Annotated in this window: 24 protein-coding genes and 1 pseudogene; 13 read left to right on the top strand and 12 right to left on the bottom strand. The window is 35.4% G+C overall.

What is annotated here, in order from left to right:
* A pseudogene (locus tag Q0X66_RS12200) lies at nt 1-588 on the bottom strand (hypothetical protein); the annotation flags it as partial.
* 379 nt (nt 589-967) lie between these two features.
* On the opposite strand from Q0X66_RS12200, the gene Q0X66_RS12195 reads away from it, so the two are divergent.
* The 6 genes from Q0X66_RS12195 (at nt 968) to Q0X66_RS12170 (ending at nt 6,355) form a co-directional block, all read left to right on the top strand.
* Entirely contained in the window at nt 968-1,720 is a 753-nt protein-coding gene (locus Q0X66_RS12195; protein WP_297706731.1) for a carboxypeptidase-like regulatory domain-containing protein, read from the top strand.
* Entirely contained in the window at nt 1,707-2,486 is a 780-nt protein-coding gene (locus Q0X66_RS12190; RefSeq protein ID WP_297706729.1) for a carboxypeptidase-like regulatory domain-containing protein, read from the top strand. The genes Q0X66_RS12195 and Q0X66_RS12190 overlap by 14 nt, the downstream gene beginning before the upstream one ends.
* A gap of 36 nt (nt 2,487-2,522) precedes the next feature.
* Nucleotides 2,523-3,044 carry a DUF6702 family protein gene (locus Q0X66_RS12185; protein ID WP_297706727.1) on the top strand — a complete coding sequence of 174 codons (522 nt, stop codon included), beginning with the start codon at nt 2,523-2,525 and terminating at the stop codon, nt 3,042-3,044.
* 63 nt (nt 3,045-3,107) lie between these two features.
* Nucleotides 3,108-5,417: a M1 family metallopeptidase gene (locus Q0X66_RS12180; RefSeq protein ID WP_297706725.1), complete on the top strand. Its 2,310-nt coding sequence runs from the start codon at nt 3,108-3,110 to the stop codon at nt 5,415-5,417.
* A gap of 87 nt (nt 5,418-5,504) precedes the next feature.
* Nucleotides 5,505-5,786: a twin-arginine translocase TatA/TatE family subunit gene (locus Q0X66_RS12175; protein ID WP_297706723.1), complete on the top strand. Its 282-nt coding sequence runs from the start codon at nt 5,505-5,507 to the stop codon at nt 5,784-5,786.
* 8 nt (nt 5,787-5,794) lie between these two features.
* Nucleotides 5,795-6,355 carry a phosphatase PAP2 family protein gene (locus Q0X66_RS12170; protein WP_297706721.1) on the top strand — a complete coding sequence of 187 codons (561 nt, stop codon included), beginning with the start codon at nt 5,795-5,797 and terminating at the stop codon, nt 6,353-6,355.
* Here Q0X66_RS12170 and Q0X66_RS12165 read toward each other — a convergent pair.
* Nucleotides 6,333-6,974 carry an O-methyltransferase gene (locus Q0X66_RS12165; protein ID WP_297706719.1) on the bottom strand — a complete coding sequence of 214 codons (642 nt, stop codon included), beginning with the start codon at nt 6,972-6,974 and terminating at the stop codon, nt 6,333-6,335. The genes Q0X66_RS12170 and Q0X66_RS12165 overlap by 23 nt on opposite strands.
* Before the next feature lie 65 nt (nt 6,975-7,039).
* On the opposite strand from Q0X66_RS12165, the gene Q0X66_RS12160 reads away from it, so the two are divergent.
* The 4 genes from Q0X66_RS12160 (at nt 7,040) to Q0X66_RS12145 (ending at nt 10,512) form a co-directional block, all read left to right on the top strand.
* Nucleotides 7,040-7,504, top strand: a complete 465-nt coding sequence (locus tag Q0X66_RS12160) for a GNAT family N-acetyltransferase (protein WP_297706716.1) — start codon at nt 7,040-7,042, stop codon at nt 7,502-7,504.
* A gap of 69 nt (nt 7,505-7,573) precedes the next feature.
* Nucleotides 7,574-8,860, top strand: coding sequence for a kynureninase (gene kynU / locus Q0X66_RS12155; protein WP_297706714.1), 1,287 nt, complete (start codon nt 7,574-7,576; stop codon nt 8,858-8,860).
* Between the two features lie 61 nt (nt 8,861-8,921).
* Nucleotides 8,922-9,326 carry a VOC family protein gene (locus tag Q0X66_RS12150; protein WP_297706712.1) on the top strand — a complete coding sequence of 135 codons (405 nt, stop codon included), beginning with the start codon at nt 8,922-8,924 and terminating at the stop codon, nt 9,324-9,326.
* A gap of 34 nt (nt 9,327-9,360) precedes the next feature.
* Nucleotides 9,361-10,512, top strand: coding sequence for an MFS transporter (locus Q0X66_RS12145; protein ID WP_297706710.1), 1,152 nt, complete (start codon nt 9,361-9,363; stop codon nt 10,510-10,512).
* A gap of 13 nt (nt 10,513-10,525) precedes the next feature.
* Here the strand turns inward: Q0X66_RS12145 and Q0X66_RS12140 are convergent, their stop codons facing one another.
* A complete protein-coding gene (locus Q0X66_RS12140; RefSeq protein WP_297706708.1) occupies nt 10,526-11,200 on the bottom strand; it encodes a hypothetical protein in 675 nt (224 codons plus the stop codon).
* A gap of 119 nt (nt 11,201-11,319) precedes the next feature.
* Between Q0X66_RS12140 and Q0X66_RS12135 the strand changes: the two genes are divergently transcribed.
* Nucleotides 11,320-11,868, top strand: a complete 549-nt coding sequence (locus Q0X66_RS12135) for a ClpP family protease (RefSeq protein ID WP_297706706.1) — start codon at nt 11,320-11,322, stop codon at nt 11,866-11,868.
* Nucleotides 11,869-12,125: 257 nt separating this feature from the next.
* On the top strand, nt 12,126-13,535 hold the full coding sequence (locus tag Q0X66_RS12130) for an NAD(P)/FAD-dependent oxidoreductase (protein ID WP_297706741.1): 1,410 nt from the start codon (nt 12,126-12,128) through the stop codon (nt 13,533-13,535).
* A 12-nt stretch (nt 13,536-13,547) separates the two neighbouring features.
* Here the strand turns inward: Q0X66_RS12130 and Q0X66_RS12125 are convergent, their stop codons facing one another.
* The 3 genes from Q0X66_RS12125 to Q0X66_RS12115 all read right to left on the bottom strand — a co-directional run bounded on the left by Q0X66_RS12125 (nt 13,548) and on the right by Q0X66_RS12115 (nt 15,907).
* Nucleotides 13,548-13,907 (bottom strand): DUF4174 domain-containing protein, encoded by a 360-nt coding sequence (locus tag Q0X66_RS12125; protein ID WP_297706704.1) that lies wholly within the window; start codon nt 13,905-13,907, stop codon nt 13,548-13,550.
* 123 nt (nt 13,908-14,030) lie between these two features.
* Nucleotides 14,031-14,810, bottom strand: a complete 780-nt coding sequence (locus Q0X66_RS12120) for a C4-type zinc ribbon domain-containing protein (RefSeq protein ID WP_297706702.1) — start codon at nt 14,808-14,810, stop codon at nt 14,031-14,033.
* A gap of 2 nt (nt 14,811-14,812) precedes the next feature.
* Nucleotides 14,813-15,907, bottom strand: a complete 1,095-nt coding sequence (locus Q0X66_RS12115; RefSeq protein ID WP_297706700.1) for a Nif3-like dinuclear metal center hexameric protein — start codon at nt 15,905-15,907, stop codon at nt 14,813-14,815.
* A 217-nt stretch (nt 15,908-16,124) separates the two neighbouring features.
* Here Q0X66_RS12115 and lpxK point away from each other — a divergent pair, with 217 nt between their 5' ends.
* Nucleotides 16,125-17,132: a tetraacyldisaccharide 4'-kinase gene (gene lpxK, locus Q0X66_RS12110; RefSeq protein ID WP_297706699.1), complete on the top strand. Its 1,008-nt coding sequence runs from the start codon at nt 16,125-16,127 to the stop codon at nt 17,130-17,132.
* On the opposite strand, the gene Q0X66_RS12105 is transcribed toward lpxK, so the two are convergent.
* The 6 genes from Q0X66_RS12105 to Q0X66_RS12080 form a co-directional block, all read right to left on the bottom strand.
* Nucleotides 17,112-19,277, bottom strand: coding sequence for an ATP-binding protein (locus Q0X66_RS12105; RefSeq protein WP_297706697.1), 2,166 nt, complete (start codon nt 19,275-19,277; stop codon nt 17,112-17,114). The two genes, lpxK and Q0X66_RS12105, sit on opposite strands and share 21 nt — an antisense overlap.
* A 419-nt stretch (nt 19,278-19,696) precedes the next feature.
* Nucleotides 19,697-20,572, bottom strand: a complete 876-nt coding sequence (lipA, locus tag Q0X66_RS12100; protein ID WP_297706695.1) for a lipoyl synthase — start codon at nt 20,570-20,572, stop codon at nt 19,697-19,699.
* A 93-nt stretch (nt 20,573-20,665) separates the two neighbouring features.
* Nucleotides 20,666-21,232, bottom strand: a complete 567-nt coding sequence (locus Q0X66_RS12095; protein ID WP_297706693.1) for a sigma-70 family RNA polymerase sigma factor — start codon at nt 21,230-21,232, stop codon at nt 20,666-20,668.
* Nucleotides 21,233-21,269: 37 nt separating this feature from the next.
* On the bottom strand, nt 21,270-21,479 hold the full coding sequence (locus Q0X66_RS12090) for a membrane or secreted protein (RefSeq protein ID WP_297706691.1): 210 nt from the start codon (nt 21,477-21,479) through the stop codon (nt 21,270-21,272).
* 73 nt (nt 21,480-21,552) lie between these two features.
* Nucleotides 21,553-22,311, bottom strand: a complete 759-nt coding sequence (locus Q0X66_RS12085; protein ID WP_297706689.1) for an anti-sigma factor — start codon at nt 22,309-22,311, stop codon at nt 21,553-21,555.
* The gene (locus Q0X66_RS12080; RefSeq protein ID WP_297706687.1) at nt 22,311-22,874 is read right to left on the bottom strand and encodes an RNA polymerase sigma factor; all 564 of its coding nucleotides are present in this window, start codon (nt 22,872-22,874) and stop codon (nt 22,311-22,313) included. Before Q0X66_RS12080 ends, Q0X66_RS12085 begins: the two co-directional genes overlap by 1 nt.
* Nucleotides 22,875-23,067: the final 193 nt, after the last annotated feature.

Raw genomic sequence — 23,067 nt, 5'->3', positions numbered from 1 at the left:
ATTGTTTGGAGCCGGACTCACAATTTCTGCTCCGGTAATAAAACCTGCATCATTGTTAAAATCATTCAGCGTTACCTGGTTATAGTCTATTTCGGCATCTGCAACCGTATTATCCTGTAATTCTTCGCTTCCTACGGAATCTGGCGCTAATTTATCTGCCGTAATTGAATTATTTTGAATGTCATTACCACTAATGCTGAAATCCACAATGTTTGCCCCGGTTATTTCGCCAACTTCGAAATTGCGATTATCCCCGTTTTCCGTAATCACAATTGTGCTGGTAGGATTTACAATAGGGTCTGCCGTAAAAGAGAGCCCAAATGTCTCACACATATTCAACCAGGCAGCACCGTCGTAAAAGAATAAACATTGTTCATCTGTATTGTAAATAACGGCCCCTTGCAAAGGAACAATACTATTCATCTGCGAGGTGTTAATTCTTGTAATTACCAAAACTCTGCTGGAACTTTCCAATTCCAAAACGGAGGATGCGTCAATATTTTGTGGATTATCACCAATTTTAATCTGAGCTGAAAGAACGCTGCAAAGGGAAAAACTTACCAGGGTTATCAGGAATTTCATTTTCATTTTGGTATGTTTTAGGTTACCTGAAATCATATGTTTTGGCCATTTTATCATACTTTTAAAGACAATAAAATTGTTAAGGCACATAAGATGTAGATCTCTTTAAGATTCTCGTACATTGGGGACTAACAAAAATAGAATTATATCCACATTTAGCTAACTTTATACTCCAAAATACTTGATTATGGGGTAAAAGGATTAGTTGTATGGTTAAACAACCCAATTTATCTGATATGACTGCAGTTATTGTGCATGATAAGTTTATAATCAAGGTATATACATTCATAAATTAACAAAAGTTTAATGACGCCAAATTTTTTTATGACAAGAACATACATTTTCTTTATAAATTAGAGCATTCTTTAAATAAGCACAGTTACCTATGAAGATTAAACTTCTTTTTATTTTATCGTTATTTTGTATTGCTATAGGAACTTCACAAGGTGATGAACGAACTATTCTACGTGGCACTGTGCTGTACAGAAATGTAAATGTACCCAATGAAAATGTTATTAATAGTACTTCACAAAGGGCTACAATTACAAATGATAATGGTGATTTTGCTATCAGGGTAAAATTAAATGATGAAATAGTTTTTACTTCTATCAACTATCAGATTGAAGTGGTAAAAATAACACAGCAGATATTGGATAATAACAGGCTGGTGGTTGAGGTTAATGAGAAGGTTACTCAACTTGATGAAGTTGTGGTAAGTCCGGAAAATCAAAAAAAATTCCTCGAACTACAAAATGAAGATTTTAAAAAGTTTGAATACGAGACTGACCAGACTACCGAAGTTGTAAATATTGCCGAGGACAAAATAACACGGGGTATAATGAAAGATGGAATTAATTTTGTAAACATATTTAAGGCCCTGGTGAATACCAAAAAGGATGAACCCAGTGAGGATAAGAAACCATTAAAGGTTAGCGAAGTATTACGTCTGGTTTATGACGATGAATTTTTTGTATTAGATCTTAACATACCCCAGGATCAGATAGACGCCTTTTTGATCTATTGTGATGAAAAAATACCCCCTCGCTCCTTAATGCAAAAAGACAATGAATTTGAACTCATTGATTTTCTGGTAACCCAAAGTAATATATTTTTAAAACAGATGAATGCCGAGGAATAAGAAATTTTTCCTGATTTTTTTTCTGATTGTTATAAATGCTTCCGCACAATCTATTTTTTCCAAGTTAAAAGGAAAAGTAACCAATGGAAATAAAGGTGTTCCAGATGTTCATGTTATGAATACCTCTGCCAATAGAGCTACTATTACCGATTCGGAGGGGCTGTTTTCAATTTCTGCTAAACTTAATGATACTATCTTGTTCTCTGCGGTTCAGTATAAACGCATGAGCCTGGTAGTATCCAGAGCAATGTTGGAGAGCAGATATATAATAGTGCCTTTGGAAGAGTTTATTAATGAATTGGATGAAGTGGTCGTCCGGCCCTATAACCTCTCGGGAGACCTTAGCAGGGATATGAATAGTTTAAATAGAGAAAAAGTTTATGTAGCATCCACATTAGGGCTTCCAAATGCTTATGTAAAGCCAATTACCCAGGCTGAACGCAAGCTTAATGAAGCAACCACAGGAGGTGGATTAGTACCCTTAAACCCTATTATTAATGCTATTTCCGGTAGGACTAAATACCTTAAAAAAGTAGTGGCAACACAGAACAAATATGCACGGACCAACAGGGTGAGGGAGTATTATGCCGATTCTATGTTTGTAAAGTATCTAAAAATACCTGAGAGTAAAATAGAGGACTTCATGTATTTTTGCGAAGTGGATATTCCTTTTAGTGTTGTGGTAGACAGTCACGATAAACTTAAAATCTGGGAATACCTTAAATTGCGCAGTAATGCCTATTTAAAGGAGGCTGATGAAGAGTAATTTTTACCCATGGCATGAATCTTGCAAAACCAAATTATGAAACCACTCAAAACACTTGTCTTACGAACTAGCATCCTCCTGATAATTCTGTCACTTTTTGCATTTACCGCAATACACAAGTTCTATTTGAGCGTAACTAATATAGAATATTCCAATAAGGATAATTCTCTGCAAATTACTAGTCGCATCTTTATTGATGACCTGGAAAATGTACTAGAAGAACGCTATGACGTTCAAACCTTTCTATCTACGGAGGATGAATCTGAGGAGGCAAACTATTATATAGAAAAATATATCCGGTCCAAATTGGTTTTACGCACAGATGGGAAAGACAGAACTTTTGTGTTTTTGGGAAAGAAATTCGATAATGATTTAATTATTTGTTATTTGGAAATCGAGGACATCGATCTCTCTGCCTTAAAAACTATCGAAATTGAAAATGATATACTTACAGATATGTTTGAAGAACAACAGAATATAGTCCATCTTAGAATAAACGGTAAAAAGAAAAGTTTTCTGTTGTTAAAGGAAAATAATAAAGGAATGTTAAACTTGTAACATTTTGAGCTGCAAATATTTAAAAAATTCTAAATTCGCGAATTCTAAAAAGAATTCAACTACATGAACAAACTAAATCGTTCCCTCACATTTGTATTATGTTTAACTGTTACTTTTGGTTTCACACAACAGGAAATTAAAAAAGAAAGAGAATCTGGTCATTCTAATCAAAGTAAATTTAAACAACTCTACGACGAATTTGCGACTCCAAACACATACCGGTCTGCTTCCGGAACTCCAGGTCCGGATTATTATCAGCAACAAGCAGATTATAAGATAGATATAGAATTAGATGATAAGAATGCTAAGATTTATGGAGAAGAAACCATTACCTATATTAACAATTCTCCGGATGATTTAGAATATCTCTGGCTTCAATTAGATCAGAATGTGAGGGCTGAAGATTCAAAATCTCCTCTGAGAGATGAAAAGGAGTTTGCCATTGCATACAGTTCGAAAAATTTTGTAAAGAAATTAATGCAAAAACCTTTTGAGGGAGGTTTTAATATTGAATTTATCAAAGACACCAATGGTAAAAACTTACCATATACGATAAATCAAACAATGATGCGGATTGATCTTCCACAGGTACTTAAAAGTGGTGGTCAGGTTTCATTTTCATTAAAATGGTGGTACAATATACCAGATCATACTATAGACCGGGCCAGATCTGGTTACGAGTATTTTACCAAAGATGGCAACAGGTCATATGTGATAGCCCAATTTTTTCCGAGGATGGCTGTTTATAGTGATGTAGAGGGATGGCAGAATTATCAGTTCTGGGGTAGGGGAGAGTTTGCCCTGCCTTTTGGGGATTATGAGGTAAATATTACCGTACCGGCAGATCATATATTAGACGCTACCGGGGAATTAACTAACAGGAAAGAAATATTTTCCAGGGAAATGATGCAGCGCTATGAGCAGGCCAAAAAGTCTTATGACAAACCGGTTTTAATCGTTACACAGCAAGAGGCCGAGCAGGCCGAAAAAGGATTTTCTGAAGATAAAAAGACCTGGAAATTTAAGGCTCAGAATGTCAGAGATTTTGGATTTGCCACTTCCAGAAAATTTATTTGGGACATGCAAGCCGTTAAAATTGGGAACAAAGATGTAATGGCGGTTTCCTTATATCCCAAGGAAGGTAATCCGCTATGGGAAGAATTCTCCACGAAGGCTGTGGCCAGTACCTTAAAATCATATTCAGAGCATACTTTTGATTATCCGTATCATAAAGCAATTTCTGTACACGCAAAAAATCAAGGAATGGAGTATCCTATGATATGTTGGAACTATGGAAGGCCAAAGGAGGATGGAAGCTATTCAGACCGTGTAAAATTTGGGATGATAAGTGTTATTATTCATGAGGTTGGACATAATTTTTTCCCCATGATTGTAAATTCAGATGAGCGTCAGTGGGGTTGGATGGACGAAGGCCTTGATACCTTTATGCAGTATATCGCTGAACAGGAATATGGAGAAGAATTTCCGGAAGATATCTCCCCAAATAAAGCTTATCCCTCAAGAAGGGGAGCTCCTTCAAAGATAGTGCCTTATATGAGCGGGGATCAATCTACAATATCTGCCATTATGTCTAATCCGGAAAATGTATACCAATTGGGTCCGAACGCCTACGGTAAACCTGCTACAGCACTGAATATTCTTCGTGAAACCATAATGGGGAAAGAACTATTTGATCATGCCTTTAAGATCTATTCCCACAGATGGAAATTTAAACATCCCACTCCAGAGGATTTCTTTAGAACAATGGAAGATGCTTCGGCAGTGGATCTTGACTGGTACTGGAGAAGTTGGTTTTATACCACGGATTACGTGGATATTGGAGTAAAAGGAGTAAAAAAATACTATGTCAGCGATAAGCCAACAAAAAAAATGAAGAATTATATGACTTCGAGAGGGCTGACTGAAGCAAGTTTTCCACCAATGGTATACCTTGTGGACGAAGAGAGTGAAGATTTTGAAGAAGGCCTAAGGCACAATTCCCCTTCAGAGACCTCTCAGGACCTAAAGGAATATATGATGGATAATATGACTGCTGAAGAACGTTCTCAGATTGAAGAACCAAAATATTTTTATGAGATTGTTTTCAATAAACCCGGAGGGATACCAATGCCATTAATAGTTGAATACACATATGCTGATGGTTCTAAGGAAAATGTTACTTATCCACCGCAAATATGGCGGAAAAATGATCAGGAATTTAAACGTGTTATTTCTTCTGAAAAAGAACTTGTTGGAATTGTAGTGGATCCTAAAGCTGAAACAGCAGATATTGATGCAAGTAACAATTCCTGGCCCAAAAAGGAACAGAAATCTGAATTTGAACAATTTAAACAAAATATAAAAGGAAAGTAATAATTCCTCCTAAAAAAAGTTAATAGTCCTGATGTAGTACATCGGGACTTTTTTTATTTGGGACGTAAACTTCCTTATATTTGTATTATGCTTGCAACTGTTGTTTTATTTATTAGCGGAGCCGAAATATTCTTTATCATGTTTATTGTGGTAATGGTATTTGGGGCTGATAAAATTCCAGGAATTGCCAAAGGACTGGGCAAAGGGATGAGGCAATTAAGAGATGCCACAGATGATATTAAGAAGGAAATACAAAAAAGCGCCGATAAGCAAGGAATTGATACCAGTTTTACAGACGATATAAAAAATGAAATTGAGAAAGTAAAGAAAAATGTTGACGACGTAACCGGTACTATTAAGCGCAAATAAGTGGAGCTATGCTCAAACAGCTTCTGGAATGGGATAGAAGTACATTAGTATATTTAAATAATCTGGGAACAGAAGATTTTGATTTATTTTGGCTTGTAGTTACCAATATCAATTCATGGATTCCCCTTTATATCTTACTTTTCGCATTAATTTTTCTGAAATACCCAAAAAAAGAAGCTCTTTTCATTACATGTACAATAGTCCTGTTGTTAATTTGCGTTTTAGGTCTTACCAATTTAACCAAGACTTATTTTGAACGACTCAGGCCTAATAATGACGAAGAAATAAACGCTATTATCAGAGTTTTATATAATGCCTCCGGCTATAGTTTCTTTTCAGGTCATGCTTCCTCTTCCTTCTCATTAACTACGATATCTTTTTTGTTTCTTAGGAAAAAAGTTTCAATTATTTGGTTGCTTTTTGTTTGGCCTTTTTTATTTGCCTATAGCAGAATATACGTAGGGGTTCATTATCCTTTGGATATTATAACTGGTGCATTTATAGGCATTCTTTTGGGCTTTCTGTTTTATATGTTGTATCGCAGGTTTATAGAACCCTACATAGCGTAAGTCCATCTCTGATAGACAATATAACCGTTTCCACTCTTGGATCGTTTTTTAGTTTTTTATTATAAGCCAGAAGATTCGGGGTTACCATATCTTTTTTATCCAGCGGTTCCACTACTTTGCCGGACCAGAGGACATTGTCGGTTAATATGATGCTTCCCGGTCTGGTCTTTTCAATCACTTCTTCGAAATAGGCATCATACATTTTCTTTTCGGCGTCAATAAAGACGAGATCAAAAACCTGGTCAAATTCAGGAATAATTTTTAATGCATCACCGGTATGTTGTATTATTTTATCCCCAAAACCACTTTGCCCAAAATATTTACGCTGTATTTCCAAAAGTTCTTCATTGATATCTATAGTATGCAATAACCCATCATTCGTCAATCCTTCTGCAAGGCAAATTGCGGAATACCCCGTGTATGTACCAATTTCTAAAATACTACTTGGTTGAATCAACTTGGAAAGCATGCTAAGAACCCTACCCTGATAATGCCCTGTAATCATTCGGGGTTGTATTACCTTTAAGTGTGTCTCACGGGTTAATTCACGTAAAATATCAGGCTCATTTTCAGAATTAAGTGTGATATAGCTTTCTAGAGATTCCGGAAGAAAATGCATAAATCCTTTTTGGTAAAAATATGGATTTATATACTATCTTAGGTTTAAAAATAAGAGTGATAAGCATGGGTGAAATAACTATTAGGACGGCTACATTATCCGATTTGGAGGTTCTTTTAGCTTTTGAACAAGAGTTGATTAAAGCAGAAAGGCCATTTGATGAAACCATACGAAAGGATCCAGTAAGTTACTATGATTTAAAAGGGATGATTTTAGACAATGAAGTGGCCGTTATTGTAGCAGAGAAAAATAACACTATAGTTAGCTGTGGTACTGCGGTTATTGAAAGGGCAAGATCTTACATAAATCATAAGGAGTATGCCAATTTTGGTTTTATGTATACCCTTCCTGTATATAGGGGATTGGGAATTAATAGAATGATATTGGAGTCCCTTAGGACTTGGGCACTATCAAAAGGATTTAAAGAAATGCGCCTTACAGTTTACTCAGATAATATTCCTGCTATAAAAGCCTATGAGAAAGCGGGTTTTGTAAGTCATATCATTGAAATGAGAATACCGGAGGCTTAAGAAGTGAATAGATAATTTAATCGGTGCTATCTTTTATTTGGATATTGTATTTTTGATTAAAAATTAGCCATGCCATTTCAAAATACATTGTCCTTCGCTAAGGAATTGGATATCAATGATCCTCTTAAAGAATTCAGGGATAAGTTTTTCTTTCCACAACTAAATGGCAAAAATGTAATTTATTTTACGGGGAACTCTTTGGGTCTCCAACCTAAGAATTCACAAGATTTTGTGGATGAAGTAATGGAAGATTGGAAGAATTTAGCTGTAGAAGGTCACTTTCATTCAAAGAAACCCTGGTGGGACTACCACGAAAGATTAGCAAAACCATTAGCCAAGATAGTTGGGGCTAAACCAGAGGAGGTATCTGTTATGAATACCCTTACAGTAAATCTGCATCTTTTAATGGTTTCTTTTTACACGCCTACCAAAAAGCGTTATAAAATAATATGTGAAGAGAAAGCATTTCCATCAGATCAGTATATGCTGCAAAGTCAGGTCCGTTTTCACGGTTTTGATCCAAAAGATACTATTGTAGAAGTACGAAAGCGACCGGGCGAACATCACTGGCATACCGAAGACATTGTTGACAAAATTAATGAAGTAGGAGATGAGTTGGCACTCGTACTATTGGGGGGCGTAAATTATTACAATGGTCAGGTCTTTGATATGAAAACCATAACCAGTGCCGGTAAATCTGTAGGTGCTAATGTGGGATGGGATCTTGCTCATGCTGCAGGAAATATAGAATTAAAACTACACGATTGGGGCTGTGATTTCGCCGCCTGGTGTAGCTATAAATATATGAATAGTGGGCCTGGAAATGCTTCGGGTGTCTTTATTCATGAAAGGCATCTCGATCAGGATAAAATTACAAGATTTGAAGGATGGTGGGGCACCAAAAAGGAGACGCGTTTTTTAATGAAACAGGAGTTTGAACCTATTGCTACCGCAGATGCATGGCAGTTGAGTAATCCTCCGGTATTGGCACTGGCCCCATATCTGGCTTCATTAGCTCTATTTGAAGAAGTAGGAATGAGTTCTTTGATAGAAAAACGAAACAAAATTGTCTCCTATCTTGAATTTGTCCTGCACGAAATTGATAGTGAAGTGGATAGTAGTTTTGAAATTATAACACCTAATGAAAGAGGATGTCAATTATCCGTATTGATCCACGGCGAGGGTAGATCTTTGTTTGATTATTTGATGGAAAATGGGGTGATTACGGATTGGCGGGAGCCTAATGTCATAAGACTTGCTCCGGCACCATTTTATTGTAGTTATGAAGACATGTATAACTTCGGACAAATTTTGAAAAAAGGGATATTGAGTAAGAGTAGAAATTTAAAGACCTGATTTTATAGCATTCTATAATGGTTGTTTAAAGATATTAACCAAAGTATTTTAATGTAAATCAATGAAATTAGAGCATGTAGCTATATGGACCAAAAAGTTGGAATTGCTTAAGAATTTCTATGTTAGCTATTTTGGAGGTAAGGCCAATACCCTTTATTATAATCATACCAAAGGGTTTCAGAGTTACTTTCTCACTTTTGATTCTGGTGCAAGATTAGAACTAATGTATATGCCTGGTATACCAGAAAACAGAAATGATACAATAGGGAAACAGCATCTGGGAATTATTCATTTGGCCTTTGGAGTAGACAGCATGCCTGAAGTAGATCAAAAGGCTGCGGAGTTGAAAAGAGATGGATATAAGGTAATTAGTAGTCCAAGAAAAACGGGTGATGGATATTATGAATTTGAGGCGCTGGATCCCGATAATAATCGTTTAGAAGTAACTACATTGTTTATCGAATGAATGTATATTTTTGGCCTTTTTTAATAGGCAGCTTATGAAATCTCTTAGACTAATCCTTACAAATCCCAGATATTTCGGGCCTGCCTGGGTTTTTGCCAGCTTAAATATCTTGTTTGGTACCTGGGCCATTTATATACCTTCCGTTAAAGAAGATCTTGGGATCAACAAAGCCACTCTAGGCATTGCTCTTTTTTTTCTTTCACTTGGCGTTTTTTTGGTTTTTCCTATAGCTTCTAAGATCATTAATAAAATTGGTGTTGGCAAGGCAACCTCTATTGGCATAATCCTTAGCTGCATAGCGGCTTTATTCCCTTTAATGGCGCCCGGTTTTATAAGCCTTGCCATCGCTCTTTTATTTTTTGGGGCCACTAATGGATTTACTGATATTTCTATGAATACCCTGGTTACCGAAATTGAAAAGGAGGATAAACAGAAGTTTATGTCTGCTTCCCATGGGTTTTTTAGCCTTGGTGGCGTATTGGCTGGCTTAGGAAGTTTTTTAATTCCCGTAATAGACAATAGGGGGGTTCATATGTTATTAGCGGTCCTATTGGTTCTCTCGGTAAACTTCATTTTTTTTAAGCGGTATCAAATGGTCGTAGCTGCTCCTATTGAAAAAGAGGCCTTTAGCTTTAAAAATTTTAAACCCCTAATGCTAATTGGTATTGTCTCCTTTGTTGTTATGGGCAGCGAAGGAGCTATTGTGGACTGGAGTGGATTATTTTTAAAAGAAGTTAGCCTGGCACCTGAAACTATATGGGGAGCCGGATTTTTAGGATTCCAGGCATTCATGACTCTTGGCCGCTTTTTAGGAGATTCGATTAGTGCAAGAATAGGATCAGTAAAAATAGTCGCCCTGGGGTCTATAATAGCTATAATTGGGTATCTTCTGGTCCTTTCTGCACATATGTATTTGGCCATTCTTGGATTTGCTCTAACAGGCCTGGGGTTTTCAGTAATTGTCCCTGAATTATTCAGAATTGGGGGTAATGTAAAGGGGGTAGAATCTTCTCAGGGAATTGCTTTTATAGCCGGCACAGGATATTCAGGCTTTCTTGTAGGACCCGTTATTCTGGGTTTTATTGCAGAACAATTTTCACTTAGTTTGAGTTTTATAACTTTAATGGTCTGCTCTGTAGCAGTTTTAGCAGCCACTTTCCTTCTGAAAAGAAAGAGCACTAAATAAGGCTTTTTCTAACCTATTTAACTTTAATGTTTGTGAAATACAATTTAAAATTCCCTTCGGCATTTTTATGTGTCTTTGAGATATTCAATCCATCTAAGGTTGTATATTCCTCCCATGTAGTTGTTAGTGTGGATTCTGTCTGATTTGCTTTACGAAATGTCCATTCCTTGATGATATAATCATCCCCATAATAAAAATCATAGGCATCTCCGGGGGTATAACCTCCTTCGCCTGAATAAACAATAGTCAGTTTTTGCATCGGCGTTTTACTAATTGGAGCTTCTGCAGCTGCTGTTGCTTCATAACTGAAACTATCTTTATCCCATACCAGGTTAAAAGGCGCTAATAACCAATATTTGTCGTTTATAAAACCTGCATCAACTTTAGCTACAGTGCTGTCTATCTCACTTCGGTTATAAGTAACCAAATCTCCTTCAGAGCTTCCTGTAACCTCATTTTTCTGAATATTCCAAACCCAATCCCGCTCAAAATGAGTAGTATCCCGGTCAACATTAAATGTAAATTTTAGTTCTTCTACATTTTTCCATTCTTGCAAACCATGAGCATAGGCTATTTTTTCAGGAATGGTTTGTTCTATATTTTCTGTAATTGCATCTTTTTTCTGTTCGGTTTTACAGCTAAATATGAGCACCAGAGAGAGTATGGCAAGCAGATGTGGAATTTTCATAATAATGTTTTTTCAAATATAACTGCTTTTCAATTCCTAATTGGTATTAATCCTTGACTTTATTGGGGTATGAAATCCCAATAAAATGATTAATTTTGGTTTTTAACAAAAAGTAAAAAATGAGTAAAAAAAAGGGAAAAGTACAAGAAGCCATTGATGAAAGGTTATTAGAAGAAAGAAAAGTATTTCTTTGGGGGATGGTTGATGATGATTCTGCCAAACATATTATTGATCGTTTGTTATATCTTGATATGCAGAACAATAAGGAAATACAATTAATTATAAATAGTCCTGGTGGTTATGTAACCTCAGGTTTTGCTATTTACGATACAATAAAATCACTAAAGAGTCCGGTCTCTACCGTTTGTAGCGGCTTAGCAGCTTCTATGGGTTCCATTCTCCTCTCTGTTGGTAAGAAAGGCCGACGTTTTATTCAACCTCATGCACGGGTGATGATCCATCAACCAAGTGGAGGAGCAAGAGGTCAGGCATCGAATATTGAAATTCAGGCCAAAGAAATAATAAAGACAAAAGAGATTGGGGCTAAAATATTAGCTGAAAACTGCGGACAGACCTATGAAAAAATCTTGAAGGACTTTAACCGTGATTATTGGATGGATGCCAAAGAATCGATAGCATATGGAATAGTAGACAGCGTTTTAAAATAGGACCTTTATATTTAACAGAAAAAGACCTTCATATTATTATATGAAGGTCTTTGTAAATATATATATGGACGCCTAGGCGGAAAATTATCTATTCTTTATATATACGAAAAAACTGGCAATTCGGATTTTTATTTAATAGAAAAAATATTAAGAGACAATTGAAAATTTAGCGTTGGCAAAAAGTTTTTATTTACTAAAGGAATAAAAAATAGCAGAGAAACTATTACGGTTCTCTAAGGCTTTAGGGCGGGATAAGCATAAGGAAACATAATTTTGTACATTTACTTCGAATCTTAGCTATTCTCCTGGCTTATATTATGAAGCAAACTCCAAAAGACATCGCTGTAGTGGGATCCGGATTAATAGGATCTTTATTGGCGATCTATCTAAAAAGATTAGGGCATAAGGTTACTGTGTTTGATCGCCGTCCTGATATTAGGACAATTGAATTTTCAGGACGTTCTATAAATCTTGCACTAAGCGATAGAGGTTGGAAAGCATTGGACAAAGTTGGAATTGAGAAAGACATAAAGAAGATTGCTATACCTCTTTTTAAACGAGCAATGCATGTAGATAGTAAGCCAATTTATTATCAGAATTACGGAAAAGAGGGTGAAGCAATCTGGTCTATCTCCAGAGGATTATTGAATAGAAAAATGATAGACCTTGCAGAAAAATCCGGCGTCAATTTTAGATTTAATGAAAGAGTATGGGATATTGATTTGCCGAATGCCAAATTGTATACCGGAGAAACAGAAAAAAGTGAATGGAAAGCTTATGATCATGATCTGGTGTTCGGTTGTGATGGTGCATTTTCGAGAATTCGTCATAAAATGCAGCGCAGAAGCCGATTTGATTATTCACAGGATTTTATTGATATCGGATATAAAGAACTGACAATTCCAGCTAATGATGATGGGACGCATAAACTCGACAAAAACTCCTTTCATATCTGGCCCCGAGGCAATTTTATGTTTATCGCCATGCCCAATCTCGATGGCAGTTTTACATCTACATTGTTTTTACCATTTGAAGGTGAGATATCTTTTGAGGGTATAAAAACTAAAACTCAGGCAAAGGCATTTTTTAAAACTTATTTTCCTGATGTGATAAATGGAATGGATAGTCTTAGCGAAGATTTTTTTAAAAACCCAACCAGTGCTATGGTTACGATGAAGTGCTACCCCTGGACTTATTGGGATAAAGTGGCACTTGTTGGGGATTCTGCTCATGCCATAGTACCATTTTATGGTCAGGGAATGAATGCGGGTTTTGAAGATATTTATATATTGAATAAATTAATTTCTAAATATGGCGATGATTGGGAGCGCATTTTTCAGGAGTATCAGAAGAAGAGAAAACCCAATACAGATGCTATTGCCGAATTGAGCTACAGAAACTTTATTGAAATGAGCAGCAAAACAGCCGACCCTTTTTTTTTGCTACAAAAGAAAATCGAAAAACATTTTGCTAAAAATAATCCAGACAAATGGATCCCGGTTTATTCCAGGGTTACATTCTCTGATCAACCTTATTCAGACGCACTAGCCATCGGTGATGAGCAGGAAAGAATTATGCAACAAATTATGCAAATACCAGATATTGAGCTAAAATGGGATAGCACGGAGGTAGAAGAAAAAATATTAGTCTTGCTTGAAAAGAATTAAATTTTTATACAACTACCTGTTTTTCATTTCCGATCTTCGCATTGGCATTTGATCAATAAGATCAAAAATCTCTTTTGGTTCTAAAATGAACTTCTTTTTAAGTTTCACACCACCATCTTTTCCAATTAAAATAACGCCCTGAAATTCACCATAAGATATTTTATCGGGATTAATATTGGTTTTTAATCCGTTATTATCTAAAACTTCCTTTTCGGTGCAAACAAAAAGAACTAAATCTCTTTCCTCCATTTCGTCATTCCGACTAACAAACTTATTAACCTGCAAATCTCTGACAGGCAAATTATTATTAGTATCTATTATAAGCAGAACTCGGTTTTTCCACCTAAATTCTGTTAATTCCTGTGCGGACATCCCGTTGAATTGTAGTATGAAAATTAAAAGTGCAATAAATCTTGGAGTAAACAAATTCATATAGATTACTAAAATAAAAAAACCACCTGATTTCAGGTGGTTTTAAGTAAATATTTAAATCTATTAGATCTTTGAAAACATTTTATGCATCTTCTGCTGTTCTTCTTCAGCTAAAACCGGATCTACAAGAATTCTACCGCTATGCTCATCGGTAATAATCTTTTTTCTAGAAGCAATTTCTACCTGTACCTGAGGAGGTATGGTAAAGAAAGAACCACCTGAGGCTCCTCTTTCAACCGGGACAACCGCCAGACCGTTTTTAACGTTATTTCGGATTCGTTTATAAGCTTGTACTAATCTATCTTCAATTTGCTTTTCAAATTTTTCAGATTTAGCCAAAAGTGCTTTTTCCTCCTTATCAGTTTCCGCAAGAATCGCGTCTAATTCACTTTTCTTGTGTTTTAAGTGTGACTCACGCTCCACAAGTCTTTCTTTAGTCTCACTAATTACTTCCTTTTTTTGATCGATTTGAACTTTAAATTCTTTAATGTTTTTATCAGCTAGTTGTATTTCCAATTCCTGAAATTCAACTTCTTTTGCAAGTGAATTGAACTCTCTGCTGTTTCTAACATTTTTTTGCTGATCAGCATATTTTTTTATCAGCACTTTGGCCTCCTCAATTAAATTCTTTTTGGCGCCTATTTCATAATTTATGGTTTCCAAATCGGTCTTTAACTTGTCCATTCTTGTTTTTAAACCAAGTACATCGTCTTCAAGATCTTCAACTTCAAGGGGTAATTCACCACGTACATTTCTAATTTCATCAACTCTGGAATCTATCAATTGCAAATCGTATAATGCTCTTAATTTATCCTCGACGGTTGTTTCTACTTTTGTTGCCATATTTAATAATACTTGATAGGATTTGTAATACTCTCCGATAACGAGATTGCAAAATTAGGCATTTTTTTTGTAAGATAGTCTACCAATAAATTTTTTGTAAACTGCTCAGTTTCATAGTGTCCTATATCTGCAAGAAGTATTTTGTTTTCAGCTTCGAAAAACTGATGATACTTTATGTCCGATGTAATAAAAATATCTGCACCAGATTTTTTTGCTTCGGTAATAGCGAATGCACCACTTCCTCCTAATACTGCTACTTTACGAATTTTTTTACCTAAAAAATCTGAGTGTCTTATACAGGACACATTCATTTTATTTTTTAGGATATTGAGAAAGTCCATTTCAGCTTGAGGTAATTCCAATTCACCTATCATTCCCATACCAATTTCGGAATCAACATTATCTAAGGTGTATATTTCGTAAGCTACCTCCTCATATAGATGATGTTCAAATAAAGCGGCTAACACACTTTTTTCTTTGCTTTTAGGAAAAGTAACATTGATCTGAGTTTCTTCTTCTAAATGCAGTTCGCCCTTTTTTCCCTTGACAGGATTCGCATTTCTCCCAGCTTTATAGCTGCCAGTACCATCTGCGGTAAAGCTGCATTCACTATAATTTCCTATACTTCCTGCCCCCGCTTTAAAAAGGCCTTCCAATAGAACTTTAGAATGCGTTCTAGGTACATAAGTAGTTAACTTTTTTATGGTTCCTTGTTGCGGGATTAAAATCCTTGTATTTTTTATCTCCAATACTTCACAGATTTTGGCATTAACACCTTCAATTGCATTGTCGAGGGCGGTGTGCAGGCAATAAATGGAAATATTATTTTGAACGGCTTTTATAACAGCACGCTCTATATAATTAGAGCCGGTAAGGCTCTTAAGACCTTTAAATAATATAGGATGAAAACTAATGATCAGATTGCATGATTTGCCAATTGCTTCATCAATTACATTTTCGAGTGAATCAAGTGTAACCAGGATATTAGTTACACTCATGTCCAGATCACCAACAAGAAGCCCAACATTGTCATAATCCTCAGCATATTCCAGAGGGGCCAATTCTTCAAGTATTTCAGCAACATCTTTAACCTTCATATTTCAAAATTTATGGCTATTAAAATAAGCCCTGCCTATTAATAGTATGCACGTTAAAGCCTAAAAATAATTTAAGGTAATCTTCAGGTAAATGGAATTTAATCATGTTCAGCATTAATCTTAAACAATTTAAAATTAATACAATTGGGCATAATTTAATAGTATGTTTTAAAGTTTATTGCCTGCATCAAAGATAAAATATTATATTTTCGTTCCTATGCAACTGCTAAGAATTCTAGCCTTCCCATTTTCTTTGATCTATGCCCTCGCTTTATATATTAGGAATGTTTTATATGATTCAGGTATTTTACAATCTAAAGAATTTAAAACCCCAATTGTTAGCGTGGGAAACTTAAGTACCGGGGGGACTGGAAAGACACCAATGATAGAATGGCTTTTGAGTCATTTATCGGCAGATTCAAAGCTTGCAGTTTTGAGCAGGGGATACAAAAGGAAAACCAGGGGGTTTGTTTTGGCCCAAATAACAAGTACGGCTGAAGAAATTGGAGACGAGCCCTTACAGATATATTCTAAGTTTCCAAAGGTTTCAGTAGCGGTAGATGCAGATAGAATCAGAGGTATTAAACTACTTGAAACCTTGAAGCATCCAAATCTTATACTTTTGGATGACGCATTCCAACATAGAAAAGTCAGGCCATTATTTTCAATCTTATTGACATCCTACGGAAAATTATACACAAATGACTGGTATTTACCCACTGGAAATTTAAGAGACAATAAAAATTCATCTAAACGAGCAGATCTAATAGTTGTAACAAAATGCCCCCCGGAGCTGGATGATGAAAGTCAATTGAAAATCACAAGGGTGCTGAATCCTGGAAAAGATCAAAAAGTGTTATTCTGCAATTTAGAATATGACAATGATTTAAAAGGGGAAAAAGAAAAAATATCCCTCGATGCTTTACTAGATAAAGAAGTCACTTTAGTAACAGGAATTGCTAATCCCAAACCTTTGATTGATTTTCTAAGAAGTGCAGGCATTACTTTTGATCATCGTGAGTATAGGGATCATCATTATTTTTCCGGGAAAGAGATTGATTTTTTTAATTCCAAACCTCTAATACTGACAACGGAGAAGGACTATATGCGGTTGAAGGATAGAGTAGATAATCTTTACTATATATCTGTCAGGCATCGATTTTTGAACAAAGGAGATGTAGTTATAACAAAAAGCCTTGAAAAATTAGGATACCGATTTCTTTAATTTATGTTCAAGGATGTTTTCACCAATTTTTTGATAAAACACTTCTGGTTTAAAAGGTTTGGTAACGACGTCATTACAACCTGCTGCATAGAAACTTTCTAAACTGTCATCTAAGGATATTGCGGTAAGCGCAATAATTGGTATGTCAGAATCAAATTTTCTAATCTGAATTGTAGCTTCAACCCCACTTATTCCCGGCATATGTATGTCCATCAGTATGCCATCATATTGACTTGTGTTGGCCATTTCTACTGCCGTGTTACCGTTTCCGGCAATTTCACAGCTAATACCTCTTTTATTCAACATTTTTTTGGTTATTACCTGATTTATCTTATTGTCTTCAACAACAAGTAGGTGAAGGCCATTTAAATCATAGTCTTTTTGGACTATCTCAAAAGGAATGTCATCTAGTACACTATCTTTACTTTTAAGGTCTAATTCGAAGAAAAATGAAGTACCCTTGCCCATGGTACTTTTAAGCTGTATTTTACTGTCAAATAGACCTAACAGGCTCTTCACAATAGTAAGACCAAGGCCAGTACCGCCATATTCCCTGTTAATTTGAATTGAGCCTTGCTCAAAACTATCGAAGATATGTTGTTGTTGTTCAATTGAAATTCCTATTCCATTATCCTTGACTTCAAAATATATAGTGACTTCTTCCTCTTCCTTTTTCAGGAGTTTGGCTATTACATGTACTTCTCCATTTTTGGTAAACTTTAAAGCATTACCAACCAGATTCATAAATATCTGGGATAATTTAAGAGGGTCGCTCATTAAATTTTTAGGAATTTCCTCGTCGTAGTCTAAAATAATTTTTGTTTTATTTTCTTTAGCACTTTGCTGTAAAGAACTTATTACATCTGCAAGCACTTTCTTTAAGTTAAATTCCATATTAGAGGCCTCCAGTTTGTCGGCATCTATTTTATTTATTTGAAGTATGTCATTTATAAAATTCAGCAAATAATCCCCCGAAAACTTTAAGGACTTTAGATGTTCTTTTTGATTATCGCTTGGATTCTCTTCCAATAAGAGGTGAGCCAAACCAGTAACGGCATACAGCGGTGTTCTCAATTCATGACTTACAGTAGATAGAAAGTTAGTTTTGGCTTCCATAGCCTGTACTGCTGCATCTCTGGCAGTTTGCAGCTCCTTGTTTTTAGTTTGCAGAAGATCATTGGTCTTTAACTTAATCTGATTATTCCTGAATAGTGATACTGCTAATAAAGAAATAATAGTTAAAAAAGCAGAGGTTAGAATAGCAGTAATTTCCGATCTGTTCCGGGATTCATTTAACTCCTCTATTTTAGTATCCTGACGCTTAATTTCTTCCGTCATAAATTCATATTGAATCCTATCGGCTGTTTTGGCTTCGGCCTTAATTTTTTCTATGGTGAAAACAGAATCTTTTAGTTTTAAAAGATTCCTGTTATGAACAAGAGAAAGATTGTATTTTTCTCTTTTTTCATAAGCCTGCCCCAATATTTCATTAGCTTCAAATTCTTCTTTGGAGAAGTTATTTGCCTCAGCGATTTCTAAAGCACTAACCCCATTTTTAATACTTTCATCATAATCTTCAGTTTTAAAATATAATTTTGCTAATCCCAGGTGTGACTTTGCCATTAGGGATTCTTTTTCAAATACATCATTATTTACCACAAGGGAATTAAAATTTAATGCTGCACTATCAAATTTTTCTATGGTGAGGAATATATTGGCCTCTAATAGTAATAAGTTGTTGAGAAGATTACGGTCATTACTAAGTTGCTTAGATTCATTTAGCATGAAAATGGCCTGAAAGTTATTACCGCTGTCATAGAGTAGAATAGATTCTATGTATTTATGAACTGCATGGCCATATGGATACTCCAGTTCATTCAGCAGTACTGCCGCACGATCCCAATAAAAAAGGGTGGTTTCTCTTTTATCCAGTTCCATATAAAGCAACGCAAACTTGTGATAACAACCCACAAGGGCCTTTTCATTTTCTGTCTCTTCGGCCAAGGCAGCAGCTTTATCCAGGGATTCCAGTGCAAGATTTATTTTGTTCTGGTTTTTATAAGTCCTGGTTTCATTAAAAAAAGTTTCTAAGGCATTTACCTGATTTGTTCGCTCTTGGGACAGGACAACAGGAAAGTAAGACATGAATATGAATAAGAAAAATGCCTTGGATATTATTATATGTTGTAAAAATAATCTCAAATGACTTTTTATTTAGCAAAGAAGTTAATAAAAACACATAATTCTTATACTGTACACTAGTTACTTTTTAATATATAGAATGTTATAATAAATGTTTAACAAACCTCACCTTTGAATCAAACGTCTAGGATAAGCAACTATTGTTTATTTCAACAGAAACTATAGGTTCTTGCCTATAAAAAAGACTGTATTTTAGTTCATTTTTGGAAAATCTATTAAAAGTATCATTTATTTCATGAATAATCACTGCTTTATTAACCTAAAATAGCATCGTTCAGCCCACAGTTTTTGGTCCGATATTGGTACTAAAACCAATATTTTCCTAAAGGAAATCTTTGGAATACAGAAAGTTTATAGACTTTTTAATGAATATGTTTATGTGCTTTGTAAGAAGACCTAACCAAAGCTCCACTTTCAACATGTCTGAATCCCATGTTAAGCCCTAATTCCTCGTACTTAGCAAATTGTTCGGGTGGAATAAATTCTTTCACAGGCAAGTGCCTTTTAGAAGGTTGAAGGTACTGTCCAATAGTAACTACATCAACCTTGGCATTTCTAAGGTCTTCCATGGTCTCAATAACTTCAGATTCAAGTTCTCCCAGACCCAACATAATTCCAGACTTGGTTCTTTTAACACCCTGCTCTTTCAGGTAATGCAGAACATTAAGGCTACGCTCATATTTTGCCTGTATCCTAACTTCCCGTGTAAGCCTTTTTACAGTTTCCATATTGTGAGAAACAACTTCGGGAGCAACGTCTACAATACGATCTAAATGAATTCCAAGCCCTTGAAAGTCAGGAATAAGGGTCTCCAAAGTAGTATTCGGATTCATTCTTCTAATAGCTTTTACAGTTTCGGACCATATAATAGAGCCCATATCTTTAAGATCATCCCTGTCTACAGAAGTAATTACAGCATGTTTAATACCCATAATTTTAATGGAACGTGCTACTTTTTCGGGTTCTTCCCAATCCACATTCTCCGGCCGGCCAGTTTTCACACCGCAAAACCCACAGGACCTCGTACAGATATTGCCTAAAATCATAAAAGTAGCTGTGCCTTCTCCCCAACATTCCCCCATATTCGGGCAGCTTCCTGAAGTACATATGGTATGCAAATCATATTTATCAACCAGACTTCTTAGCTGGGTATATTTTTTCCCAGTTGGCAATTTAACTCTTAACCATTTTGGTTTGCCTTTAGGCGGTAGCACATGGGAAATAGTTTCAATGCTCATGTAAAATTTTTAAACAAATATACGACCAAATAGAAAAACAAAAGCTATCGGAAAAGGGTTCAGCTTTTAAACAAAAACTTAACTTGCAAAAAACTATCGTTTGCTTTTGATGATTTCTGCTAATAATTTTTTTGCCCGGAGCAATTTTACTTTAACATTATTCACTGGTTCTCCTAATTCTTCGGCAATTTCTGTATAGGATAGTTCATTAAAATACCTAAGATTAATAACTTTTTGATAATGCGGCTTTAATTGTTTAATATTTTGAAGAAGCTTTGCGAGATTCTGATCGGTGATTAGTTGATCCTCGGCAGTTGGGGCATCGTCAAGAACCTTTTTTATGGCCTCGTTATTACCACTATCAGTGCTATTAAGAACATTCCTTTTTCTTTTTCTTATAAGGTCTACATGTAAATTTTTTGAAATAGTAATTAGCCATGTTTTAAACTCATAAGCGGAGTCATAAGAATCTAATTTGTCGAAAGCCCTGGAAAAGGTTTGTATTGTTATATCCTCGGCATCATTTTCATTTTTAGTCCGAATTAATTGAAAACCATATACATCATTCCAGAATATGTCAAGTAAACTACTAAAAGCAATCTGAGAACCCGCTTTAGCCCGTTCTATTGTACTCTTGAGTATTTCGCCAGTTTTATCCAAACCCTGCTCTTTAATAAATCTAAAAGTAATTTTAATGTTATTGTGATTTTGCAGAAGCCTCTTTTCCGCATTCCTGCTCGCTGGGAAGTTTACCACAAAAACCGCAGGCCTCTCCACCGCTATTAAGATAAGGATTTTGACTGGCGCAAGTGCCGGCAAACCTACCATCTTTTTTAGACCATATTTTAATTGCAATGCCAGCGAATGCCAGCGCAAGAAGACCTATAGTAAGTAAAATTAACTTCATAAAGAGAATTTTCACAAAGATACAAAAATAAAGCCCCTAAAAGGGGCTGTATAATCTACAAATCATTTGTTTCTCAATAGGAAATATTGGCTACAATATTCTGAACTGTAGGAGTGTCATTTCCGCCTTGGGGCTCAATAGTTATATAACCAATCGCGTTTTCGGCATAAGGTAAGGGTCTAAGGCGGTCTTTATCATCAACATTTTTAATTACCCCCAGATTGACCATTTCACCATTAACTTCAGCCCACATCTGATAACATTGGTTGTCAGGTAAATTAGGCAAACTCCTAACATTAATATATGAAAGTTTTTTAACAGGATTAATATAGGCCACGGCTTTTAATTCCTTTGCCTTTTTATTCCCATTTACGGTAAACTTTTTAGTCTGAGGATTATTTAGAACTATAAACTGGTTTCTTACATCTTCCAGTTGTTCTTTCATATCTTCTTCCAAGTTTCTGATCTTATTATTTACGATGACATTTTCATCTTGTAAATTTTGGTTTTGATTCCAAAAGAAATAAGATGAGCCAGCAAAAAGTAAAGCCGTTATACTTGCAGCAATAGCATATCTTTGAAACTTTCTTCTACCTGTATTCTGTGCTTTAATTCTATTTAGGATTTTGGCCTTAAGACCTTCCGGGGTTTTAAGGGAATGTAATTTTGCAAAGGTTTCAAGATTTGCCTGTAACTCATCATAGGTCTTTCTAACTTCAGGGTACATTGCTATATATCGCTCCACTTGCATTGATTCTTCAAGAGTGGTCGTTCCCAACAGATACTTTTCAAGTAAATCAGTACCTAAGAATATTCGTATTTTTTCTTTCATCACATTAAAATTAATAAGGGTAAAAGTATCATAGAGTTTCCATAAATCTTTTTAAGTTCTCTTAGTCCAATTTTTAACCTGGATTTGATAGTTCCCAACGGAATATTTAATTCATCGCTGGCCTCTTGTTGTGTCATTCCTTGAAAAAACAAGGCATCCAACACCACATGATATTTATGTTCTATCTTCTCCATGTTCTCTTTGACATCCATGAACTCGGGTCTGATACTGTCTACACCTAGATTATATACGTCAGAAACATCAATTTGGATTTCCTTATCAGATTTGGTGTTTACACTACGTAGCTTGTCAATTGCTGTGTTTCTTGTAATCCTGAAGAGCCAGGTAAATAATTTTGCTTTCGAGGAATCATAGGAGTCAGATTTTTTCCAGATCTTCACAAAACTCTCCTGTAATACGTCCTGTGCCAGTTCAGAATCTCTAACTACTTTAAAAGCTACCCCGTAAAGTGTATCGCCATAGTGTTCATACAGCAATGAGATAGCCTTCTCATTGCGTTCATGCAACAATTCAACAATATGTTTTTCAAGTAGTGAACTCATATTAGATTAAAGACATCAAATAATTCGGAAAGAAAGCATCCAAAATATTATTCTGCCCCGTATATAGTGTAAACGCTAAATTATAAAATTGATTGTTAAGAAAGCGTTTTCTCAATTTTAATTAGATAAATGTGCAACTGGTTATTGTACATTTAATTTTTGGTTAGTTTGGTTTGGTATAACCCCCGTGAAT

The sequence above is a fragment of the uncultured Eudoraea sp. genome, assembly GCF_947260015.1.
GTDB lineage: Bacteria > Bacteroidota > Bacteroidia > Flavobacteriales > Flavobacteriaceae > Eudoraea.
Note: the sequence above shows the minus strand (reverse complement) of the source record. Positions and strands in the feature narration are given on the sequence as shown.